17 protein-coding genes are annotated in these 22337 nt (G+C 43.8%); 7 read left to right on the forward strand and 10 right to left on the reverse strand.

Annotated features, from left to right (window positions below):
• Positions 1–64 precede the first annotated feature (64 nt).
• The 7 genes from EL244_RS03915 (at position 65) to fbaA (ending at position 10950) form a co-directional block, all read left to right on the forward strand.
• A complete protein-coding gene (locus EL244_RS03915; protein ID WP_126458901.1) occupies positions 65–1324 on the forward strand; it encodes a TolC family protein in 1260 nt (419 codons plus the stop codon).
• Between the two features lie 4 nt (positions 1325–1328).
• Positions 1329–3542: a type I secretion system permease/ATPase gene (locus tag EL244_RS03920; protein ID WP_126458904.1), complete on the forward strand. Its 2214-nt coding sequence runs from the start codon at positions 1329–1331 to the stop codon at positions 3540–3542.
• A gap of 1 nt (position 3543) precedes the next feature.
• Positions 3544–4779, forward strand: a complete 1236-nt coding sequence (locus EL244_RS03925) for a beta-barrel domain-containing protein (RefSeq protein WP_126458907.1) — start codon at positions 3544–3546, stop codon at positions 4777–4779.
• Between the two features lie 415 nt (positions 4780–5194).
• On the forward strand, positions 5195–7189 hold the full coding sequence (gene tkt, locus EL244_RS03930) for a transketolase (protein ID WP_126458910.1): 1995 nt from the start codon (positions 5195–5197) through the stop codon (positions 7187–7189).
• A gap of 337 nt (positions 7190–7526) precedes the next feature.
• A complete protein-coding gene (gene epd, locus EL244_RS03935; protein WP_006815721.1) occupies positions 7527–8546 on the forward strand; it encodes an erythrose-4-phosphate dehydrogenase in 1020 nt (339 codons plus the stop codon).
• A gap of 103 nt (positions 8547–8649) precedes the next feature.
• Positions 8650–9813: a phosphoglycerate kinase gene (pgk, locus tag EL244_RS03940; protein ID WP_006815720.1), complete on the forward strand. Its 1164-nt coding sequence runs from the start codon at positions 8650–8652 to the stop codon at positions 9811–9813.
• A 60-nt stretch (positions 9814–9873) separates the two neighbouring features.
• A complete protein-coding gene (gene fbaA, locus EL244_RS03945) occupies positions 9874–10950 on the forward strand; it encodes a class II fructose-bisphosphate aldolase (RefSeq protein WP_006815719.1) in 1077 nt (358 codons plus the stop codon).
• 122 nt (positions 10951–11072) lie between these two features.
• On the opposite strand, the gene hpaC is transcribed toward fbaA, so the two are convergent.
• The 10 genes from hpaC to hpaD all read right to left on the reverse strand — a co-directional run bounded on the left by hpaC (position 11073) and on the right by hpaD (position 22167).
• Complete coding sequence (gene hpaC, locus EL244_RS03950) at positions 11073–11591, reverse strand: 4-hydroxyphenylacetate 3-monooxygenase, reductase component (RefSeq protein ID WP_006815718.1); 519 nt, start codon at positions 11589–11591, stop codon at positions 11073–11075.
• Between the two features lie 19 nt (positions 11592–11610).
• Entirely contained in the window at positions 11611–13173 is a 1563-nt protein-coding gene (hpaB, locus tag EL244_RS03955; protein WP_006815717.1) for a 4-hydroxyphenylacetate 3-monooxygenase, oxygenase component, read from the reverse strand.
• 446 nt (positions 13174–13619) lie between these two features.
• Positions 13620–14498, reverse strand: a complete 879-nt coding sequence (gene hpaA, locus EL244_RS03960) for a 4-hydroxyphenylacetate catabolism regulatory protein HpaA (protein WP_126458913.1) — start codon at positions 14496–14498, stop codon at positions 13620–13622.
• Positions 14499–14845: 347 nt separating this feature from the next.
• Positions 14846–16216 carry a 4-hydroxyphenylacetate permease gene (hpaX, locus tag EL244_RS03965; RefSeq protein ID WP_006815714.1) on the reverse strand — a complete coding sequence of 457 codons (1371 nt, stop codon included), beginning with the start codon at positions 16214–16216 and terminating at the stop codon, positions 14846–14848.
• Between the two features lie 157 nt (positions 16217–16373).
• Positions 16374–17180 carry a 4-hydroxy-2-oxoheptanedioate aldolase gene (gene hpaI, locus EL244_RS03970; protein ID WP_126458917.1) on the reverse strand — a complete coding sequence of 269 codons (807 nt, stop codon included), beginning with the start codon at positions 17178–17180 and terminating at the stop codon, positions 16374–16376.
• A gap of 10 nt (positions 17181–17190) precedes the next feature.
• Complete coding sequence (gene hpaH, locus EL244_RS03975) at positions 17191–17994, reverse strand: 2-oxo-hept-4-ene-1,7-dioate hydratase (RefSeq protein WP_006815712.1); 804 nt, start codon at positions 17992–17994, stop codon at positions 17191–17193.
• A gap of 184 nt (positions 17995–18178) precedes the next feature.
• On the reverse strand, positions 18179–19642 hold the full coding sequence (locus EL244_RS03980; protein WP_126458920.1) for an NAD-dependent succinate-semialdehyde dehydrogenase: 1464 nt from the start codon (positions 19640–19642) through the stop codon (positions 18179–18181).
• Entirely contained in the window at positions 19639–20868 is a 1230-nt protein-coding gene (locus EL244_RS03985) for a Bcr/CflA family multidrug efflux MFS transporter (RefSeq protein ID WP_154600428.1), read from the reverse strand. Before EL244_RS03985 ends, EL244_RS03980 begins: the two co-directional genes overlap by 4 nt.
• A gap of 24 nt (positions 20869–20892) precedes the next feature.
• A complete protein-coding gene (locus EL244_RS03990) occupies positions 20893–21276 on the reverse strand; it encodes a 5-carboxymethyl-2-hydroxymuconate Delta-isomerase (protein WP_006815708.1) in 384 nt (127 codons plus the stop codon).
• A 9-nt stretch (positions 21277–21285) separates the two neighbouring features.
• Complete coding sequence (gene hpaD, locus EL244_RS03995) at positions 21286–22167, reverse strand: 3,4-dihydroxyphenylacetate 2,3-dioxygenase (RefSeq protein WP_006815707.1); 882 nt, start codon at positions 22165–22167, stop codon at positions 21286–21288.
• Positions 22168–22337: the final 170 nt, after the last annotated feature.

Here is a 22337-nt window from a genome sequence, read left to right on the forward strand (position 1 = left end):
AATTGGGTAGCCCTCCCTATTTTAATGTCGTCAACACCAGTTTCTCTTACTTTGTGTCCATTTTATGAAATTAATTATTAACAGCATTTTAGTGGCTTTAGTCGTTAAAATGTTATCGTTCACTGCCATCGCAGATGTTGTTGAATTAAAAAATTTATTAAAAGATTCCTTAGATAATGCCCCTGAAGTCCAAGAGGCTTATGCTAATTATCAAGCGGCACAAAGCAATGTAAAAGCCGCAGAATCAGGGCACTATCCCGTAGTCAGTCTGATGGGAACCCAGCCACTGGCTCAGCAACATAAATACGAAAGTAACTCCATGGAGTCGGGATTCCATCTCGGCACTAAAGCCACCATGAATATCTATGCGTGGGGCGGGATTGAAGCGGGTGTCGACCGTGAACAATCCAAACAAAGTTACTATGAAAACCAATATTATCTTTCTCAGGAAGATATCAGCGTTCGTATTAGCCAACTCTATTTGTTGGTTTTACGTCATAAAGAAACCCTCGATGTGATTGATGAAAACCTGGTTCGTCACCATCAGGTTTTAAAGCAATTAACCACCATCGTTCAGCATGACCCAGGTCGCATGAGTGAATTAACTCAAGTTAAAGCGCGCACCTTAAAAGTTGAAATGAGCCGTGCAGAAACAGAACGAAACCTTTATTTAGCGCTAAGCCAATTGTCTATTTTGACTCAAAAAGAGTTAACTGTAGATCAGTTTGCCGACCCATTTAGAGAAACCACCAGCGGTGCGATTCTGGCAAAGTTTCAAGAAGATAACCTAGAAAATAATCCAAGTTATAAAGCTCAGGTCGCAGATGCTAATAGCCTTGATGCAGATGTTAAAGTTGCCAGCGCCATGAGAAAACCTGCATTGAATTTGGAAGTGAATGCAACGCCAGATAACAGCGAAGTTTTTTTACGCGTCTCGTGGAATATTTTTGATCAAGCCAGTTACTACAGCCAAGCACAAAAAGAGTATGCGTTGTCAGCGGCGAATGAGCGAATTAAAAAAACGTTTCGTGAAATCAAAGAGATGAGTCAGTCTGCCGCCATTAATATGGCGCAGAGCGAAAAGCAAGGCAGTATCGCAAAAGAGTATATTGCAGAACAAAAAGTCGTGGTCAGTAACTATGAAAAACAGTTCACCATCAACCGTCGTACATTGATCGACTTGCTAGACGCTTATAACGAGCTCGCCAATATACAAACCAGCGCGGTGATCCTGCAAAACGACTTCAGAGACGCGACACTCAATTATCTCAGCGTGCAGGCAAAAATGTCTGCGTGGATGAACCAAGAATTAGCATCTAAATAAAATTATGAATATTATTAATAATATATCTTTAGTCACCAAACGTTTGGGTTATACACTTTCACCTGAAATTTTATTATCACAAACCAAACGAACTGAGAGCAAATCTCTCGATTATGCCTCTTTAGTTAATGTGCTGGATTCCCATCAGTTTGATAATCAAATCATCGAAATCGACCTGCAAAAAATCCCAACCATTGCCGCCCCTTTTATGCTGTTACTGAATAACAATGAATCGGTGGTGATTAGCAAAATTGAAGAGAGTCAACAGGGCCGCCGTTTTGAAATTTTAACGGAAGAGGGTTTACGTCAAACTCTAAGCCTGCAAGAACTTACCGCAAACTATTCAGGTTATAGCTGGTTTATCAAGCGTAATATCAAATCAGAAACTCGTTCTGAGATTGATAAATATGAAAAAAGTGGTTTTTGGAAGATTATTTGGCGATATAAAAAATACTATTACCAAGTGATTATTGCCTCATTCGTCATCAACGTATTAGCGCTGATTAGCTCATTATATGTCATGAACGTCTATGACCGCGTGATCCCAAACCAAGCCTATGAAACCCTATGGGTGCTGTCAATCGGCGTGGTATTGGCGATCTGTTTTGAATTTCTAGCCAAAATGTTGCGCTCTTACCTGCTGGATATCGCAGGAAAAAAAGCGGATATCGTAATTAGTGCAATGCTATTTCACCGAGTGATGGGGATCCGTTTAGATAAGCGCCCAGCCTCATCCGGATCGTATGCAAATAATTTACGCGACTTCGAATCTATTCGTGAATTTATGACCAGTGCCAGCTTATTGGCTCTGGTCGACTTGCCCTTTATTTTATTATTCATTGGTGTGATCAGTGTGATTGGTGGTGCTCTAGCATTGGTTCCATTGACCATCATTCCGATCGTGGTGATCGCGGGGATCTTGATCCAAAAACCACTAGCTCAAGGCATCAACGCATCCATGAAAGAAACTTCACAACGCCAAGGTTTAGCGGTGGAAGCAATTGAAGGCATTGAAACATTAAAACTGAACAATGCGGTTAACTGGGCGCAACAACGTTGGGAAATGCTAACGGAAAAAACCGCATTCTCATCAATTAAAGTGCGTAACTTAACCAACTTTATGGTGAATTTTAGTGCTGCAATGCAGCAATTAAATACGGTAGGTTTAGTGTTTGTCGGAACCTACTTGATCCATGCGGCTGATGTGAACTCACGTATCACCATGGGGGCATTGATTGCCAGTGTGATCTTATCCGGACGTGCATTAGCGCCTCTGGGACAGATAGCGGGCTTAGCGACGCGATTTCAATCTGCGCGCATGGCATTGGCCGGTGTCAGAAATATTTTTAGTCGCCCAATCGAACGTGAAGATCACAAGAAATATATTGCGCCAACTGCTGTGCAAGGGTCATTGAAATTGGCGAACGTCACTTATCAATATAATAAAGATAGTCAGCCAGCCCTGAACAACATCAATTTGACGATTCAGGCGGGGGAGAAAGTGGCGATCCTCGGTAAAATTGGTGGCGGTAAAAGTACCCTGCTGAAATTATTAACCGGACTGTATGAACAGCAGCAAGGAAATATCAGTTTAGATGATCTCGATATTCGTCAAATTGATCCGATTTTTCTGAGAAGCAAAGTTGCGCTGTTAACTCAAAAGCCACGTTTATTTTTCGGTACCTTGCGTGAAAACTTAGATTTAGCACGTCTCGATGGTTACTCCAGCGATGACGATTTAATTCAAGCATTAAAACGTTTTCATCTCGACAAGATTATTCGTCAGCATCCGGCGGGTTTGGATATGCCATTAGGGGAAGATGGCTTAGGGTTGTCTGGTGGGCAAAAACAGATGGTTGCTCTTGCTCAGCTAACCTTACATCACCCAAAAGTTGTTTTACTGGATGAGCCAACGACAGGTATCGATATTGATACAGAGAAAGTGGTACTGAAAGCGCTGGAAGCGTGGACTCAAGATAAAACACTGATCGTGGTCACCCATAAGCTCCCAATTTTAAGCCTAGTCGACCGTATTATTGTTATGGATGAAGGTAAAATTTTATTAGATGGTCCAAAGCAAACGGTATTAAAAGCATTAGGGCAGACGGAAATCCCAAGAGAAACCATTGCGACGGATAAGCCTGTTGTTCAGTCAGCTCCGCAAGTTCGCGTGGTCTCTCAAGTTAGGCATGTTATTAAGAAAGAAGAGGAGGTTTAAGATGGATGACAACGGTAAAGTACCTAAACAGCAGAAAACCTTCTCAAGCGATTTTTCTCATGATCTCGCTTCAGTGATGAAAAAAGAGCGTAGTAATTTATTGTTTCTGCCCATTATTTTTCTCGCTTTATTACTGACTATTTTTATTGTTTGGGCTTACAACAGCAATTTAGAAGAAATCATTCGTGGGCAAGGGACGATTATCCCAAGCAGTCGCGAACAGGTCATTCAAAGCATTGATCCGGGCAATATCCAAGAGATGTATGTTAAAGAAGGGGATATTGTCGATAAAGGCCAGATTTTACTGAAACTGGATGATGCAAGAAGCATGGCGATACTACGAGAAAGCCAAGCTAGAGTACAAAATTTAGAAGCTATTTCAGCGCGTTTACATGGGGAATCTCATAATGAAGCGCCGGATTTTTCTAAAATTGCCGATCAAGAGCTGGTTGAGCGTGAAACCAATGCATATAACGCGAAGAAAACCCAGCGTGACCAAGCCATTTCAGGATTGCGTCAGAGCAAAGCACTACTGGATAGAGAAATTAGTATTACTAAGCCGTTAGCAAAAGAAGGATTGGTTTCAAACGTAGAAATTTTGCGAATGGAAAGACAGTCTGTAGAGTTATCGACTCAGATAAATGAGCGCATGAATAGCTACCTTGCAGAAGCGAATGCGGAGCTAGTGAAAGTTGAATCGGAGCTGGATCAAGCGGAAGAAAATATGCTGATGCGTGAAGACCCAGTGACGCGTTCTGAAATTCGAGCTCCAGTACATGGTATTGTCAAAAATATCAAAATCAACACACTAGGCGGTGTTGTGAATACGGGACAGGACATTCTGGAGATCATTCCTCTGGATGATAAGTTAATGGTTGAAGCCTATATTCGTCCTCAAGATGTGGCTTTTTTAAGACCAGGAATGCCGGTAGTGGTGAAAGTAACCGCTTACGATTATGCGATTTATGGCGGCTTAAACGGGGTAGTGAAACTGATCAGCCCAGATACGTTGAGCAATGATACTCGTCGTAGCGAATTGAAGTTAAATCCGGATGAAACTTTCTACCGAATTATTGTGGAAACGGATACCAATTATCTGTTAGATAAAAATAACTACAAGATGGAAATTATTCCCGGAATGGTGGCTTCAGTGGATATTAAAACGGGTGAAAAAAGTGTGTTTGATTACCTGATTAAACCGATCACTCGAATGAAGCAGGCGATGACTGAACGTTAATCGCAGTTTGCAAACAAAGGCGCTCATGGTAGCGCCTTTTTATTTTGCTCAAGGTTTTACATCAAAAAATTTGCCAAATATCACTAATGTTGCGGCTAATTAATTAAGAAACATAAATCACCTTGATCCTAAGTGGTGAAGTCAGGTTTAATAAGGTTAGATAATTGCGCAAAACAGATTAGTTACAGGGAAAATTTGCGCAATTGAATGGATTCAGCTTGACGATAGCTAAAAAAATCCTCAGTCTGCTGTCATGATTGTTTCAAATAATTGCTGTATGGATGAATTTGCGCTAGTTTCGTAGGGTCTTTCGCTCAACATCGAATAGCGGAGACTTCCCTTATGAAAAGCAATAATCCGTATTGCGTTGTGAAAATCGGTTTAAGTACGTTCTTATCCTACTTGGAGTATACTAATGACGACTCGTAAAACCCTTGCTAATGCTATCCGTTTCCTCAGCATGGATGCGGTTCAAAAAGCAAAATCAGGGCATCCTGGCGCACCAATGGGCATGGCAGATATTGCTGAAGTTCTTTGGCGCAACCATATGAATCATAACCCAGCAAACCCACATTGGGCGAACCGTGACCGCTTCGTACTGTCCAATGGTCATGGCTCAATGTTGATTTATAGCCTGCTGCATCTGACGGGTTATGACTTATCGATTGATGAGCTAAAAAACTTCCGTCAATTACATTCTAAAACCCCAGGTCACCCAGAATATGGCTATACTCCAGGTGTTGAAACAACCACGGGTCCTTTAGGCCAAGGTATTGCAAACGCAGTGGGCTTTGCCATTGCTGAACGTACTTTAGCAGCACAATTCAACCGTCCAAGCCATGATATCGTCGATCACCACACATACGTGTTTATGGGTGATGGCTGTATGATGGAAGGTATCTCTCATGAAGTGTGTTCATTAGCAGGTACATTAAAATTAAATAAACTGGTCGCATTCTACGATGACAACGGCATCTCTATCGATGGTGAAGTTGAAGGCTGGTTTACTGATGATACAGCGGCACGTTTCGAAGCATACGGCTGGCATGTTATTCGTGATATTGATGGTCACGATGCTGATCAAATCAATGCTGCAGTTAACGAAGCACACAAACAAACAGATAAGCCAACGCTGATCATGTGCAAAACAGTTATCGGCTTTGGTTCTCCAAACAAAGCGGGTACAGAAGCGGTTCACGGCGCACCTTTAGGTGATGCTGAAATCGCAGCAACCCGTGAAGCATTGGGCTGGAACTACGGTCCATTCGAAATCCCAGCTGAAATCTATCAAGCTTGGGATGCTCGCACTGCTGGTAAAGAAAAACAAAGCGCTTGGGACGTTAAATTTGCCGCTTATGCGAAAGCATATCCTGAATTAGCGAAAGAATTCGAACGCCGTATGGCGGGTGAATTACCTGCGAACTTTGAAGCAGAAGCGAAGCAATTCATTGAAAATCTGCAACAAAATCCAGCGAACATTGCTAGCCGTAAAGCGTCTCAAAATGCGTTAGAAGCGTTCGGTAAAGTTTTACCTGAATTTATGGGTGGTTCTGCGGACTTAGCGCCAAGTAACTTAACCATGTGGTCAGGTTCTAAACCTCTGAATGAAGATAAAGCGGGTAACTACATCCATTACGGTGTACGTGAATTCGGTATGTCTGCCATCATGAACGGTATCGCATTACACGGTGGTTTTGTGCCTTACGGTGCGACTTTCTTAATGTTTGTCGAATACGCGCGTAATGCGGTTCGTATGGCTGCATTGATGAAAATCCGTAGCATTTTTGTTTACACTCATGACTCTATCGGTCTGGGCGAAGATGGTCCAACTCACCAACCAGTAGAGCAACTGGCAAGCTTGCGTGTTACGCCAAACATGAGCACATGGCGTCCTTGCGACCAAGTTGAATCTGCGGTGGCGTGGAAATACGCGCTCGAGCGTAAAGATGGTCCAAGTGCACTGATTTTCTCTCGTCAAAATCTGGAACAGCAACCTCGTACTGCACAGCAATTAGCAGATATCGAAAAAGGGGCTTACATCCTGAAAGATTGCGTGGGTACACCTGAGCTGATCTTTATTGCAACGGGTTCTGAAGTTGAATTAGCAGTGAAAGCTGCTGACCAATTAACGGCAGAAGGTCGTAAAGTTCGCGTAGTTTCTATGCCATCAACCGATGCATTTGACAAGCAAGATGCGGCATACCGTGAAGCGGTTCTGCCTTCAAGTGTGAGCGCGCGTGTTGCTATCGAAGCGGGTATTGCTGACTACTGGTATAAATATACTGGTCTGAACGGTGCCATCATTGGTATGCACTCATTCGGTGAGTCTGCTCCTGCGGATCTTCTGTTCAAAGAATTTGGTATCACTGTTGAAAATGCAGTTAATGCAGCAAGAGCGCTACTGAAATAATCATTTTTATTGACTCTATCGGTGCCGTAAAAATTTTCGGTACTGATAGAAGTAAAGCTGATTAACGTTATTTACGCCTCAATATCAAGTTTGGTATTGGGGCGTTGTTTTTTTGTGCAGTAGTATGGGTTTTTCTATTGCGTTCTGTAAATATATATTTTAATCTAAACCTAGATTAGCTGAACCGTTTCAGTCTCATTTGAAATAATGTAATTAAATTTTAAAAGTGTCGGTTGAAGCACACTTTTGATGTTTGACAGTTAAAATGAGCAGTAGAGTTGGTGGTAGTCAGTTATCCTTAGCAACCGTGTGATTTTGCTCAGATACAAGGTGTAGAATGGCGATCAGGGTAGCAATTAGTGGCTTCGGTCGAATTGGTCGAAGTGTCCTCAGAGCGTTGTATGAATCAGGTCGTCGGGCAGAAATTGTCGTGGTGGCAATCAATGAGTTAGCCGAACCGGAAGGTATTGCTCACTTGCTGAAGTATGATTCAAGTCATGGGCGCTTTGCATGGGATGTTCGCCTCAATGGTGACCTGTTACAGGTAGGGGATGACAATATTCGTCTATTCCATCAATCTGATATCAGCGAGCTACCTTGGAAAGAGTTAGGCGTGGATGTTGTGTTAGACTGCACTGGAGTTTATGGCTCTCGTGCCGATGGTTTAAAACATCAGGCGGCGGGCGCAAAAAAAGTGCTGTTTGCCCATCCAGGAACTGACGACCTCGATGCCACTGTTGTGTATGGTGTTAACCATATGGATTTACAATCAACAGATAGCATCGTCTCCAACGCATCTTGCACCACTAACTGTATTATCCCAATTATTAAGCTATTGGATGATGCATTTGGTATTGAGTCGGGCACTGTCACCACCATTCATGCATCCATGAATGATCAACCCGTTATCGATGCTTACCATAAAGACCTACGAAGAACTCGTGCAGCAAGTCAGTCAATTATTCCGGTAGATACCAAGTTGGCTGCTGGGATTACCCGAATTTTCCCTAAGTTTCAGGGAAGCTTTGAAGCGATTTCTGTTCGTGTTCCAACCACTAACGTGACCGCAATTGATTTAAGCGTTACTGTAGATGCAGATGTCTGTGTTGATAAAGTCAACAAGCTATTACAGAGCGCCGCGCATGGGCATTTTCGTGGTATAGTAGACTATACTGAACTACCGTTAGTCTCGATGGATTTTAACCATGATCCGCACAGTGCCATCATCGATGGAACTCAAACTCGAGTCAGCGGTAAGAACTTAATCAAAACCCTTGTTTGGTGTGATAACGAATGGGGGTTTGCTAACCGGATGCTAGATACAACACTAGCAATGGCAGCAACAGGTTTAAACTAATTGGCGATTGACAGACTGCTGGGCACAATAGGTAACAAAATTACTGAGTACCTCGCGCTGTCGCTAATGAAAACTTTATAGAGAATCAACAAGAGGATTCACCATGTCTGTAATTAAGATGACCGATTTGGACTTAGCGGGTAAACGCGTTTTCATTCGTTCGGACCTAAACGTTCCTGTTAAAGACGGTAAAGTTACTTCTGATGCACGTATCCGTGCTTCATTACCAACAATTGAGTTAGCACTAAAACAAGGTGCTAAAGTCATGGTTACTTCCCACCTTGGTCGTCCGACTGAAGGCGAGTATAACGAAGAGTTTTCTCTGCAACCTGTTGTTGACTATCTGGCAGAAAAATTAGACAACCCGGTTCGTTTAGTTAAAGACTACTTAAACGGTGTTGATATCGCTGAAGGCGAATTAGTGGTTCTGGAAAACGTTCGCTTCAATAAAGGCGAAAAGAAAGACGACGAAACACTATCCAAACAATATGCTGCTCTGTGTGATGTCTATGTTATGGATGCATTCGGTACGGCTCACCGTGCTCAAGCATCAACTCACGGCGTCGCTAAATTCTCTCCAGTTGCTTGTGCAGGTCCACTGTTAAGCAATGAACTGGAAGCATTAGGTAAAGCTCTAGGCAATCCAGCTCGTCCAATGGTCGCTATTGTTGGTGGCTCTAAAGTGTCCACTAAACTGACCGTATTGGATTCCCTGTCTAAAATTGCTGACCAACTGATTGTCGGTGGTGGTATCGCAAATACCTTCATCGCAGCAGAAGGGAACAATGTCGGTCGTTCACTGTACGAAGCGGACCTGATCCCTGAAGCGAAAAAATTACTGGCTCATTGCCAGATCCCAGTACCAACAGACGTTCGTGTTGCCACTGAGTTCTCAGAAACCGCTGAAGCGACTTTGAAAGCTAGCAACACTATCAAAGATGATGAGCAAATTCTTGACTTAGGTGATGAATCTGCAGAACGTCTGGCAGAAATTCTGAAAAATGCAAAAACCATTCTTTGGAACGGTCCTGTGGGCGTATTTGAATTCCCTAACTTCCGTAAGGGAACTGAAATCGTTGCTCGTGCTATTGCAGAGAGTGATGCTTTCTCAATCGCTGGTGGTGGTGACACCCTAGCGGCGATCGATTTATTCGGTATCGCTGATAAGATTTCCTACATTTCTACCGGTGGTGGTGCTTTCCTTGAATTCGTTGAAGGTAAAAAGCTCCCAGCTGTTGTGATGCTAGAAGAACGTGCTAAAGCGTAATTAATTTGTTCATACATAACAGGCAGCCTACGCTGCCTGTTCACCACAGGACCTTTTCACATGTCTAAAATTTTTGATTTTGTTAAACCAGGTGTGCTTACTGGTGATGATGTACAGAAAGTTTTCGCGGTTGCCAAAGAAAATAACTTTGCATTGCCAGCTGTGAACTGTGTTGGTACTGACTCAATTAACGCTGTGCTTGAAGCAGCAGCAAAAGTACGTGCTCCAGTGATTATTCAGTTCTCTAACGGTGGAGCTGCATTTATCGCAGGTAAAGGCCTGAAAGCGGAAGGACAACAAGCTGCGATTTTAGGTGCAATCTCCGGCGCTCATCACGTACACCAAATGGCAGAACATTATGGTGTTCCTGTTATTCTGCATACTGACCATTGTGCAAAAAAATTACTTCCATGGATTGATGGCCTGTTAGATGCGGGTGAAAAACACTACGCTAAAACAGGTAAGCCACTGTTCTCTTCTCACATGATTGACCTGTCAGAAGAATCATTGGAAGAAAACATTGCAATCTGTTCTAAATATTTAGCGCGCATGGCGAAAATCGACATGACGCTGGAAATTGAATTAGGTTGTACTGGTGGTGAAGAAGATGGCGTTGACAATACAGGTATGGATAGCTCTGAGCTGTACACTCAACCTGAAGATGTGGCATACGCTTATGAAAAACTGCACGCAGTAAGCCCGCGTTTCACTATCGCAGCCTCTTTTGGTAACGTACACGGTGTTTATAAACCAGGTAACGTACAATTAACGCCAAAAATTCTGCGTAATTCTCAAGACTATGTTTCTGAGAAATTCAATCTGCCACACAATAGCTTAGACTTCGTTTTCCACGGTGGTTCAGGTTCAAGCGCTGCTGAAATCAAAGAAGCAGTTAGCTACGGTGTCATCAAAATGAACATCGATACTGACACTCAGTGGGCAACTTGGGATGGTATTTTACAATACTACAAAGCGAAAGAAGGCTACCTGCAAGCTCAATTAGGTAACCCAGAAGGCGCTGATAAGCCTAACAAGAAATACTATGACCCACGTGTATGGCTGCGTAAATCACAAGAATCCATGGTTGTTCGTTTAGAGCAAGCATTCAAAGAACTGAACTGTGTAGACGTTCTTTAATTTACGAGTCTAACCGTTAGTCTCTTATCCCCCAGTAGGGTAACTTACTGGGGGATTTTTTATATTTTTCCCTATAAAAAAGCCCCTTTTGCAAGAGGCTTGATAAACAACGTTCAGTTAAATTATGACGTCGGTTCTAGGATTTTATGTATCACCGGATGAAACTTGCGTTTGAAGTAGACTAAACCGTGCCCATCATCACTAACGACAATTTGCTTCATTTCAACCATATACACTGAATGGGTACCAATATCCTGAACTTGGGTAATTTCCCCTTCAAGATTGGCGAGGGCATTTCTTAACAGTGGTTGTTCTAAAATACCCTTATCCCAGACATCCCAACCAAAACGCTCATCCATCGTTGAACCTTTCATACCAGCAAAGTGGCAGGCAAGTTCTTCTTGATCATGATTGAGTACGTTAACGCACAGGCGGCCATTCTTTTGAAAAACCGCATTCATCGCACTGTTGCGGTTCACGCATACCATCAAAGTGGGTGGCGTATCGGTCACTGAACAAACCGCAGTCGCCGTAATTCCACAGCGACCTTCAGTACCATCTGTCGTGACGATGTTAACTGCGGCACCGAGACTTGCCATCGCATCTCTGAAACGTAGGCGATGTTCATTTTCTAAAGACATTTTGACCTCCTGCTGCCAATTATTTCAGCAGCGAATCTAACAGATTAATATCGTTGTTGTTGTGCAGGTGAGGACGTTTCCAACCGTGCTGGTCGTAGTCAGATAGGCAGCGATCAACCATATCTGTCATGGCTTTCATATTGCCAGAACCTTGAGCATGACGCAGACATTGCAGACGAATCTCGTCTTGGCTTCCTGCGTAGTTAATCTCATACAGTTCGTGGCGACCGCCAAATTCACTGCCGATAGCATCCCACATTAATTTTAAAATTTTAATACGTTCAACGTGATCCATCCCATTTGACCCGCGAACATATTTAGCCAGATATTTATCAATCTCTGGGTTATTCATATCACGAACGCTTGATGGCAGATAAATCAGACCGCTGGTCACGTTACTTTCAATGATATTCTTGATTTTGGTATAGGCCATTGGTGCCATAACACGATAAGTTTGGATTGCTTGTGTGTCTGGTAAGTATGCTCCACCTTCCCACGCTTTGGCTTCCGAACACATCGCATCGGTTAGTGACCAGAACAGATTACGCCATGCAACCACTTCACCGAGATCCGCTTGAACACCACGGAAATCAATAACACCCGTACATTCAAGGCTCTTTTGTAACAGACCGGTGATGAAATCCAGTTTAACCGCTAAACGTACGCAAGCTTGTAATGGGAATAAGCGAGCAAAACCGCCTTGTACTGCCCAATTACGTGCTCGGTCGAAATCACGATAAATCAACACGTTTTCCCATGGAATTAAAACATGGTCCATAACCAGAATGGCATCATTCTCGTCAAAACGGCTAGATAAAGGATAATCAAATGGTGAGCCAGTTGCACCTGAAACTAATTCATAGGATGCGCGAGAAATTAATTTCACGCCATCAGCATCCATCGGGGCAACGAACATCAGTGCAAAATCAGGGTTATCACCCATCACTTGTGCAGAACCAAAACCGATAAAGTTATAGTGTGTCAGTGCTGAGTTCGTCGCGACCACTTTTGCGCCGCTGACGATAATACCTGCATCAGTTTCTTTTTCTAGTTTTATATAAACATCTTTAACTTCATCAGCTGGCTTATGGCGATCGATAGGTGGGTTAACAATAGCATGGTTAAAATACAATCCGCTTTCTTGGACGCGTTTGTACCAGTGACGTGCGTTATCTGCGAACTGCCCATAATATTCAGGATTAGCACCTAAACAGCTGGCGAATGCCGCCTTATAGTCTGGAGTGCGTCCCATCCATCCGTAGCTTTGGCGTGACCAGTCTGCGATAGCGTCACGCTGTTGGCGTAAGTCGTTGGCACTTTTTGCGAAACGGAAGAATTTATGTGTGTATCCACCGTTACCGGTGTCTGTATCCCAGCAAAGTTGGTCATGAGTCGTTTTATCATGGAGCGCATCATATAACTGTCCTATGGAAGCTGCTGAGTTACGAAAAGCGGGGTGAGTCGTGACATCTTTAACTCGCTCACCATAGATATAAATCTCACGACCATCTTGCAAACTTTTTAGATATTCTTGGCTATTAAATGGGCGTTTGGCATCGGAACGAAAATCTTCGGGTTTCATGTCTACCTCGTTTTATAACAAAGAGGGCTTGCGGGCTGTAGGTGTACAAAAGTTGCAAGCTGAATAATGTTAATATTATGTTTATTTTGTGTTTATCAATTGAATCGTTTTCTGTGGGGTTTTAAAAGAGATTTTTCAAAGGATCGCTGGTACTTTTCGTTGGTGGGCTGGTTTTGTGAAAGAAATGTGATCGTAACGATGTTTTGATATTAATAATATATTTATATTTTCATTTATTATCAATAAATACAATTAATTAAAATATATTACGATATTAATAATAATAATTTAAATCTGTTTTTGTTGTTTTTTTTACTCAAAATCTTCACTTTTTGTTAAGCGCTAATAGTACAATTGTAACTTTAAAAATAAAAATGTAAGACATCAAAAATGTTTGCAATATGTAAAATATATTGAGAGTGATTTTAAATTTGTGGAATCAGTATTTAATGGAGGTTTTGTTCACGCCATTGGCTCGGTGATGTTCCCTCTGAGCGATTAAAAAAGCGCGCAAAATAAGCCGGATCTTTAAATCCAAGTTGGTAGGCAATTTCAGAAACCGGACTATCACAAAATAGCAGCATGCGTTTTGCTTCACGTAAAATTCTATCGAAAATTAATTTTTTAGGCGGGCGGTTAGCAAATCGCCGGCACATATCTTTAAGTCTCGACTCCGTGATGCCAAGCTTATTTGCATATTCAGGCACAGAGAGGTGTTCACGATAGTGCATATCGATCAGTTGGTTAAATCGTTGGAATAACCGATGCTCCCCTCGAACCCCACTCACATGGTGCTCATCTAAAGGAATAGAACGCAGTAAAAAGGTAAATAGTCCCTGAGCTAGGGAGGATAAAACCTGATCTCGACCAATATCGTTATTTGCGGATTCTCGCGCCATTAAAGCCCAATAATGGTTAAACGTATCGATATCCTGTGGCTTATCTGCCACGGATAAACAAATTGCTGGAATATCGACCAGATCGGGATTGGCGGAGTATAGAGACTGCAAAAGTGGTGAAATCAAATCCTGACGAACTGTCAGAACGTGCCCATCGGTATCTTCTTGGGTGAAAAAAGCGTGAGCGACAGACGGGGGCGTTAAGATAAATAACGGCGCTTGAACCGAATAACGAGACTCATCTAACTGTAGAGTAATGTGCCCAGTAACCAAATAGTGCAGCTGGAAGAAGCCGTCATGACGGTGAGCCTGCATGTCGCGACCGAAGAAGGAGGCGAGTTTGCCGAAGGTTTGGTAGTGGACGTCGTCGTTACCCAAGGTTTCATCGTAGTCTTTCCCAATATCTATATTTGTAATGCCCGTCATATTTCGACCCATAGCGTTGTTGGCTGCTCTCCGCTACTCGAGTCACATACTTATGTATGCTCCCCGAGATATCGTCGCTTGCCGCCTAGCTATAAGCCGAACTATTTAGGGCAGTCCCAGAAAATTCGACTTATAGCATTATTGACTTAGTTTGAATTATTTTGGGGAATTACTCCCCTTTAGCCTACAGATTTATGAACATTGGGCAGCCCCTGAGAATTCAGCCTGTAGCATAGTTAGCTGCAACTCTAATTATTTTGAACAATATTTAGGGGGAAGCTTAAATAAATTCAATTTTTCCAATCTGTTGCAGCACTTAATTTATTAAAATTCGACTGTTTTACAGTTTACGGTGTGGCTCTTGGTCTTGAGTTTTTCATTGGGATAGCGATGACCAGAAGAGCACCGACGACCAGCAAACCTGCCACAAAATACAGACCGGAGTTGAAGCTACCGGTTTGATCCTTTAGCCAACCGATTAACAGTGGACTGACCGCGGAGCCTATATTACCTGTTGCGTTGATGACGGCAATACCGATTGCGCGAGCGCGTAAACTAATCGACTGATCTGGGGTGGTCCAGAAAACCGCCATAGCCGTAAATGACCCCGTTGATGCCATAATAATCCCCAATAACTGGATCATCGGCTGATGAGTCATCGCAGCGATAACCCAACCGGCGGCCGCGAACAAATACGGTAACGCGGTGTGCATTTTACGTTCTTGCAAGCGATCAGAACGCCGACTCCAATAAATCATCCCAAAAATAGTACAGAACTGCGGAATCGCGGTGAGTAAACCAATCATGGCATTGCTGCTGCCCTGATTAAAACTCTGCATGATTTGCGGTGTCCAAATATTAATGGCGCTCAATGTGTTGGTCAGACAGAAATAGGCCACGGTATACATCAAAATAACCGGAGTGAAAATCTCTTTCCATAAGCTGGTATTTTGCATTGCAGTATGGCTTTTTGAACCGTGGGGTTGCACTAACTCCAGCTGATCCTTATCCATCATCTCTTGCAGCGTATCTTTATCTTCTTGAGTTAACCATTTCGCTTTTTTCGGTGAATCATCCAGATAGAACCAAACCAGCACACCCAGAATGACGGATGGGAAACCTTCCAATAAGAATAACCACTGCCAGCCTTTGAGATTCAGAATGCCATCCATACCTAAAATATAACCAGAGGCAAGGGAGCCAAATGCCATGGTCACTGGCATTGCAATCATAAATAAGGCATTAGCACGAGCACGGAAATAAGCAGGGAACCAATAAGTTAAGTAAACCAGTATGCCCGGCAAGAAACCCGCTTCAGCGATACCAACTAGCATTCGTAGAATGTATAAGCTGGTGGGACCGGTAGCGAACATGGTTGCCGTGGATGCGATGCCCCAAAGCACCATGATGGTTGCAATCCAGCGGCGAGCGCCGACAATGCCCAGCATGATATTACTTGGAATACCGAAGATAACGTAAGTGGCATAAAACAGCGTGGCAGCCAGACCAAACATGGTGGAAGACAGACCAATGTCTTTCCCCATAGTGAGCCCTGCAAAGCCAATATTAATACGGTCTAAGAAAGAAAAAACGAATAGAACGAATAAAAAGACGATCAATCGCTTAAATAATTTATTGATGACTCGCTGCTGAGGTTCCGTCAAATTTTTATGCTGATCAGCAGGGTTAGTGCTGGTCGCATTTTGTGAATTACTCATGATAATGCCCTCTATTACAATTTATTATAGGTACAAGGGTCTACTGGGCAGTCCTAAATGGCTGCCTTAAGTTGTGGTTGCGATGTATAACTTACTTTCTAAGTCGCTCGTGAGTTTGTAGGGTAAATTGAGCGGCTTAGAGGAGTTCAAAATTGCTTTAGTACACGCTGGATGAACTCGGGTTCATATCGGAAACAGTTTTACCAAACTTTGCGGCAAGCGTTTCAGCGGTACGGGCTAATAGGGTGGTGTCCACCCCTACGGCAACAAACAGAGCACCAATTTGGATATAGTGCTCAGCAATGTCAGGTGCTACCATTAAAATTCCAGGGGCTAAGCCCGCTTTACGAATTTGTTTAATAGCATCTTCGATAACTGCTTTGACTTCAGGATGGTTAGGGTTACCTGAAAAGCCCATGTCTGCACTGAGATCCGCAGGGCCGATAAAGACACCGTCGACACCTTCGACTTTTAAAATTTCAGGAAGATTTTTGATGGCTTCACGTGTTTCTACTTGGACGATCACACACATTTCGTCGTTAGCGCGTTTGAGATAATCCGGAATACGGTTCCAACGAGAGGCGCGAGCTAACGCACTGCCCACACCACGAATTCCTGCGGGTGGATAACGAGTGGAGCGTACCGCAAGCTCCGCTTGCTCGGCATTTTGCACCATTGGCAGTAAGAGTGTCTGTGCGCCAATATCCAGTAATTGTTTGACGATCACGGGATCATTCCACGGTGGACGAACTACCGGTTGTGATGGGTAAGGGGCGATAGCTTGTAATTGGGCTAAGGTAGTTTGTACATTATTCGGAGCATGCTCTCCATCAATTAACAGCCAGTCAAATCCTGCGCCAGCGACTAATTCTGCACTGTATGGGCTACATAATCCGAGCCATAAACCAATCTGCGGTTTGCCACTTTTGAGTGCTTTTTTGAATTTATTTTCTAACAGACCCACAGTGAACCCCTTAAGCAAAACGGCAGCTAATTGAACCCATCACGCCGTAATCAACGTGAAAAACATCCCCTTTGCGAGCAGGAACTGGGCGAGTAAACGAGCCACCAAGGATAATTTGTCCCGGTTGTAATTCTACATTATGGGGAGCCAGTTTATTGGCCAGCCATGCAACACCATTGGCAGGGTGGTTAAGTACTGCCGCCGCAACACCAGATTCTTCGATCACACCATTACGGTAGAGCAGTGCGCTGATCCAGCGAAGATCTAAATCACGAGGCTTAATTGGGCGTCCACCTAAAATCACGGCGCCATTTGCGGCATTATCAGAAATGGTATCGAACACTTTACGTGGGCGATTAGTTTGCGGATCGATATTGTGGCAACGGGCATCGATCAATTCGAGCGCGGGGATCACATAGTCCGTTGCATTATACACATCGAATAAAGTGCAGTTAGGGCCACGCAGTGGTTTTGCGAGGACAAATGCTAGCTCAACTTCGATACGTGGAACGATAAAACGATCCGTTGGAATATCACAGCCATCATCAAAGAACATATCGTCAAGCAGTGCGCCATAGTCAGGTTCATCAATTTGGGAGCTGGCCTGCATCGCTTTGGATGTCAGTCCGATTTTATGACCTTTTAACACGCGACCTTCTGCAATTTTCAGTCCGACCCACTCTTTTTGAATAGCATAAGCATCTTCAATGGTCATTTCTGGGTGATCCAGAGAAATTTGGCGGATCTGTTCACGGTTTTTTTCTGCCTGATTTAGGCGCTGCGCGACTTGTGAAATTATGTCTTTGTGTAGCATCAATTTTTCCTTTTTTATCTAAGCTCGCCATGCTTCGAGCTATAACTACGTTAGCTTCATTCGCTAACCCTAGTCACATACTCCTGTATGCTCCTAGGGATTAGCCTCATTTGCTGCCTTGTTCTAACTCGAATTATTTAGAGCTAAGATTTTAAAAGCTAAGACCGCCAGCTAATGTTTCTTTCTAGTTAGATAACCCACCGAAGCAGAGATATTTCACTTCCAGATAATCTTCAATTCCGTAGCGTGAACCTTCACGTCCCAGCCCAGATTGCTTAATGCCGCCAAATGGAGCGACTTCGTTTGAAATAATACCTTCGTTAATACCGACCATTCCGCTTTCTAAGGCTTCAGCAACGCGGTAAATGCGCCCGATATCCCGTGAATAGAAATAGGATGCCAAACCAAATTCAGTGTCATTGGCGAGGTCGATAGCTTCTTGTTCATCGCGGAATTTAAACAGTGGCGCTAATGGTCCGAACGTTTCTTCTTTGGCAACTTTCATGGATTCTGTCACGTTGACCAATACCGTTGGTTCAAAGAACAGACCGCCTAAAGTTGCTGGTTTTCCACCCGTTGCAACGGTGGCACCTTTGGCGACAGCATCTGCAATATGCTCAGAAACTTTATCAATAGCGGCTTGGTTGATCAGCGGACCTTGTTCAGAATCAGATTGAGTCGCTGGACCAATTTTTAATGCACTGACCGCTTTTGCGAGGCGAGCGGCGAACTCATCGTAAACCCCTTCTTGAACAAGAATACGGTTTGCACACACACAAGTTTGCCCGCTATTGCGGAATTTAGCCGCTAAAGCCCCTTGAACTGCAGCGTCTAAATCGGCATCGTCAAATACGATAAACGGCGCGTTACCGCCTAATTCCAGTGACATTTTTTTCACGGTATCGGCACATTGTGCCATCAGTAATTTACCCACGCGGGTCGAACCGGTGAAGGTCAGTTTGCGAACAATTGGGCTTGAAGTCATGACCGCACCAATCGCTTTGGCATCGGTACCTGGAACGATGTTGAACACGCCAGCTGGAATACCCGCTTCTTCACCCAGAGCAGCTAATGCCAGCGCAGATAATGGAGTTTCTGCCGCCGGTTTTAATACCATGGTACAGCCGGCAGCCAGTGCAGGACCCACTTTGCGAGTGATCATCGCATTGGGGAAATTCCAAGGGGTGATGGCTGCGACAACGCCAACAGGCTGTTTGATAGTCACTAAACGGCGACCCGGTAGTGGTGAAGGAATAGTTTCACCGTAAGTGCGTTTACCTTCTTCTGCAAACCACTCGATAAAGCTTGCTCCATAGGCAATTTCACCCATGGACTCGTTAATGGATTTACCTTGTTCGGTGCTGAGAATTAGCGCAAGCTCTTTTTGGTTTTCCATCATTAAACGGAACCATTTATTTAAAATCTGGCTGCGTTCTTTAGCGCTTTTAGCTCGCCATGCTGGCAGGGCTTTTTCTGCGGCCTCAATGGCTTGTTGAGTTTCTAATGCACCCACATTACTGACGCGAGCAATCACTTCACCATTTGCGGGGTTAGTTACATCAAACTGGCTGTTATCTTTGGCATCAATCCATTGACCATTAATGTAAGCCTGTTGGCGGAATAATTTAGAATTGGTATTTAAACTCATTTTTCGTTGTTCTCCGAAGACACTGAGTGAACTTGTGCGCGGACATTCTTAGCTGACAAACGTTGGCTTGCGAAACTGAGTCCGGCACAAATCGCCATCACGAGTGCCATAGCAAATGGGGATTCATCTTGTAGTATGGAGACTGCAACACTGGCTAGGGCAGCCAATGCAAATTGAATTGAGATAGCGAGCGCACTTGCGCTGCCAGCAATTTTTCCACGATGCTGCAGTAACAGTGACAAACTGTTGGTGCCGATAGCATTGACCATCGATAAGAACAGAACCACTAGGATAACAATAATTGGTAGGCTTTGTTGATAGAATGTGAGTAACAACACGCCAAAAATCAATTGAATACCACTTTGCATGCCAAGTAGGCGCGGCAAACTATACACTTTGAGTAATTTCACATTCAGCAGCAGCATGGCGATCATACCCAAAATATTACACCCAAATAGCAGCCCGTAATATTGCTCGGAAACCCCAAAGTAGTTGATGTACACAAACGGCGAACCACTGATAAAGGCAAACATTCCAGAAAATGAGAATGCCATAGTGCCAATAATGCTCAGTGCTTCTCGGTCTGTAAGCACCTGTCCATAGTTACGAAATGCCACGCTCAGTAAATTTTTTGATTCTCGTTGGTGAGGCAATGTTTCTGGTAATAATACGAAAATAGCGGTGACAGAACATAAACCTACTGCGGCTAACAGATAGAAAATAGCTTGCCATTGGTAGTGAATTAATAAGAATCCCCCCAGCAATGGCGCCAGTAGCGGAGCTATCATGGTCACTAGCGTCATTAATGACAGGACTTTTGGTAATTCATTGGATGGATATACGTCACGGGCAATCGCACGAGCCATCACAATAGCGGCTCCACTCCCGAAGGCTTGTAATGCCCTAAAGGTAATTAAGGCTTCTGAGCTGGTGGCTTGGGCGCATAACAGGCTAGCGAGGGTAAAAATCACCAGCCCACTTAATAACATTTTACGGCGCCCCAATAGATCGCTGAGAGGGCCATAAAACAGCATACCAACGCAGAAACCACCAAAGAATGCACCAAGGGTATATTGCATTTGTCCTTGCGTTGCATTCAGCTCTAGCCCCATTTGTGGTAAGGCTGGAAGGTACATGTCAATCGATAGGGGACCAAATGCGACCAGCGATCCTAATAATGGGATTAGCCAGCGCGGTATCGGTCTGTTGGTAAATGAAGTTGGCATATTACCCCCTATCGACATCCATGATTAAGACTTAAACAACGCGTGAACGTTATTCTGCTTGTAGTTCAAAACGGGGTCCAGCTCTTCCATGGTGAAAGAGAGTGCTAAATAACGTTTTGCCATCAAATCTGCAAAGTGTGCTTTGATCAGGTCAAATAGCATTTCCCCCGTTTTTTGGCGATCTTCAAGGGAGCGACCTGCGCCGATTTTTAACGTCATATGCACAAATGCGTAATCGTGTTTACCATCAGCCATTTGCCAAGTATCGAGCCAAATAGCACGGCTACGTACACCCGCTAAAGGAAAAATACCGGTTCCTGCCAATGCGCTATTCACTTTGGAAAACAGCTCTGGTAGAGCGGCTTCTTCACGAATATTATCGGTACATTCTGCATAAAAGTGTGGCATAGGTATCCCTTAAGCTTGTGCTGCTTGCTTGTCAGTAATAAAACTTGGCAGAGGGAAAATGGCGTTGATCTGCCCTGTACCGGAGCTTGCAAACAGATCAGTCAATACTTCGACTTTCTGGTCATATTTATCCCAGCCTAATAGGCCTAATAACATCACTGTGTCATGCATGTGACCTTCGCCGTAGCAGTAATCCGCATATTCAGGCAGCATTTTGCAGAACTCAGCAAACCGACCTTCTCGCCACAGTTTTACGACACGTTTATCCATTTGTTCATCGAATTCGCGGGTATAGCTATTCATCCCGTTTTCAGCCAGTTGGTCATCAATAAATCGGTGAGACAGCGAACCACTTGCCAGCACCGCCACTGTTCCATCGTATTTTTCAATGGCGGTCAGTACGGCTTCACCCAGCTTGCGACTATCTTCAAAGCTGTGAGAAGTACAGAAAGCAGAAATAGAAATCACTTTAAAATGGCGGTCGCTATTCATATAACGCATGGGTACGAGGGTCGCGTATTCTAGAGTTAAGCTCGGAATTTCATGAGATTGAGCACGGACGCCTAACTTACGAGCTTCCTCACCAATCATCCGGCCGAGTTCAGAGTTACCGTCATATTCATATTCCATATCGCGAATGAAATGCGGGAGCTCGTTACTGGTATAGATGCCTTTAAAGTGATCGGCGCAGTTAATGTGATAGGCACTGTTGACCAGCCAGTGGGTATCAAAAACGATAATGGTATCGACACCCAATTCACGACAACGACGGCTAATTTCTTTGTGACCGTCAATGGCGGATTGGCGACAACCGTGGTTTTTACCCGGCAGTTCAGATAGGTACATTGATGGGACGTGTGTTATTTTTGCCGTCAAAGCCAGTTTACCCATTTTATTTCCCCTTATTCGTCATACTTCACGTTGTAGCTGTGTTGGCTTTACTCTGTCACTCGGGTCACATACTTATGTATGCTTCCCGAGATGCCATCGTTTGCCGCCTTGCTACACCGCGAATTATTTAGAATAAGTAGCTGAATTAATTATCATTGATTCAAAATTAC

Origin of the sequence: Providencia rustigianii (assembly GCF_900637755.1) — a bacterium.
In the GTDB taxonomy this organism is placed as follows: domain Bacteria; phylum Pseudomonadota; class Gammaproteobacteria; order Enterobacterales; family Enterobacteriaceae; genus Providencia; species Providencia rustigianii.

Bases quoted from the DNA above. Each gene is read 5' to 3' on its own strand.
- hpaA (WP_126458913.1), bottom strand. From the start codon at position 14,498: ATGACGGGCATTACAAATATAGATATTGGGAAAGACTACGATGAAACC.
- hpaC (WP_006815718.1), bottom strand. From the start codon at position 11,591: ATGTCTTTAGAAAATGAACATCGCCTACGTTTCAGAGATGCGATGGCA.
- epd (WP_006815721.1), top strand. From the start codon at position 7,527: ATGGCGATCAGGGTAGCAATTAGTGGCTTCGGTCGAATTGGTCGAAGT.
- EL244_RS03920 (WP_126458904.1), top strand. From the start codon at position 1,329: ATGAATATTATTAATAATATATCTTTAGTCACCAAACGTTTGGGTTAT.
- EL244_RS03980 (WP_126458920.1), bottom strand. From the start codon at position 19,642: ATGAGTTTAAATACCAATTCTAAATTATTCCGCCAACAGGCTTACATT.
- EL244_RS03985 (WP_154600428.1), bottom strand. From the start codon at position 20,868: ATGCCAACTTCATTTACCAACAGACCGATACCGCGCTGGCTAATCCCA.
- fbaA (WP_006815719.1), top strand. From the start codon at position 9,874: ATGTCTAAAATTTTTGATTTTGTTAAACCAGGTGTGCTTACTGGTGAT.
- hpaH (WP_006815712.1), bottom strand. From the start codon at position 17,994: ATGCTACACAAAGACATAATTTCACAAGTCGCGCAGCGCCTAAATCAG.
- hpaD (WP_006815707.1), bottom strand. From the start codon at position 22,167: ATGGGTAAACTGGCTTTGACGGCAAAAATAACACACGTCCCATCAATG.
- hpaB (WP_006815717.1), bottom strand. From the start codon at position 13,173: ATGAAACCCGAAGATTTTCGTTCCGATGCCAAACGCCCATTTAATAGC.
- pgk (WP_006815720.1), top strand. From the start codon at position 8,650: ATGTCTGTAATTAAGATGACCGATTTGGACTTAGCGGGTAAACGCGTT.
- hpaX (WP_006815714.1), bottom strand. From the start codon at position 16,216: ATGAGTAATTCACAAAATGCGACCAGCACTAACCCTGCTGATCAGCAT.
- EL244_RS03925 (WP_126458907.1), top strand. From the start codon at position 3,544: ATGGATGACAACGGTAAAGTACCTAAACAGCAGAAAACCTTCTCAAGC.
- EL244_RS03990 (WP_006815708.1), bottom strand. From the start codon at position 21,276: ATGCCACACTTTTATGCAGAATGTACCGATAATATTCGTGAAGAAGCC.
- tkt (WP_126458910.1), top strand. From the start codon at position 5,195: ATGACGACTCGTAAAACCCTTGCTAATGCTATCCGTTTCCTCAGCATG.
- EL244_RS03915 (WP_126458901.1), top strand. From the start codon at position 65: ATGAAATTAATTATTAACAGCATTTTAGTGGCTTTAGTCGTTAAAATG.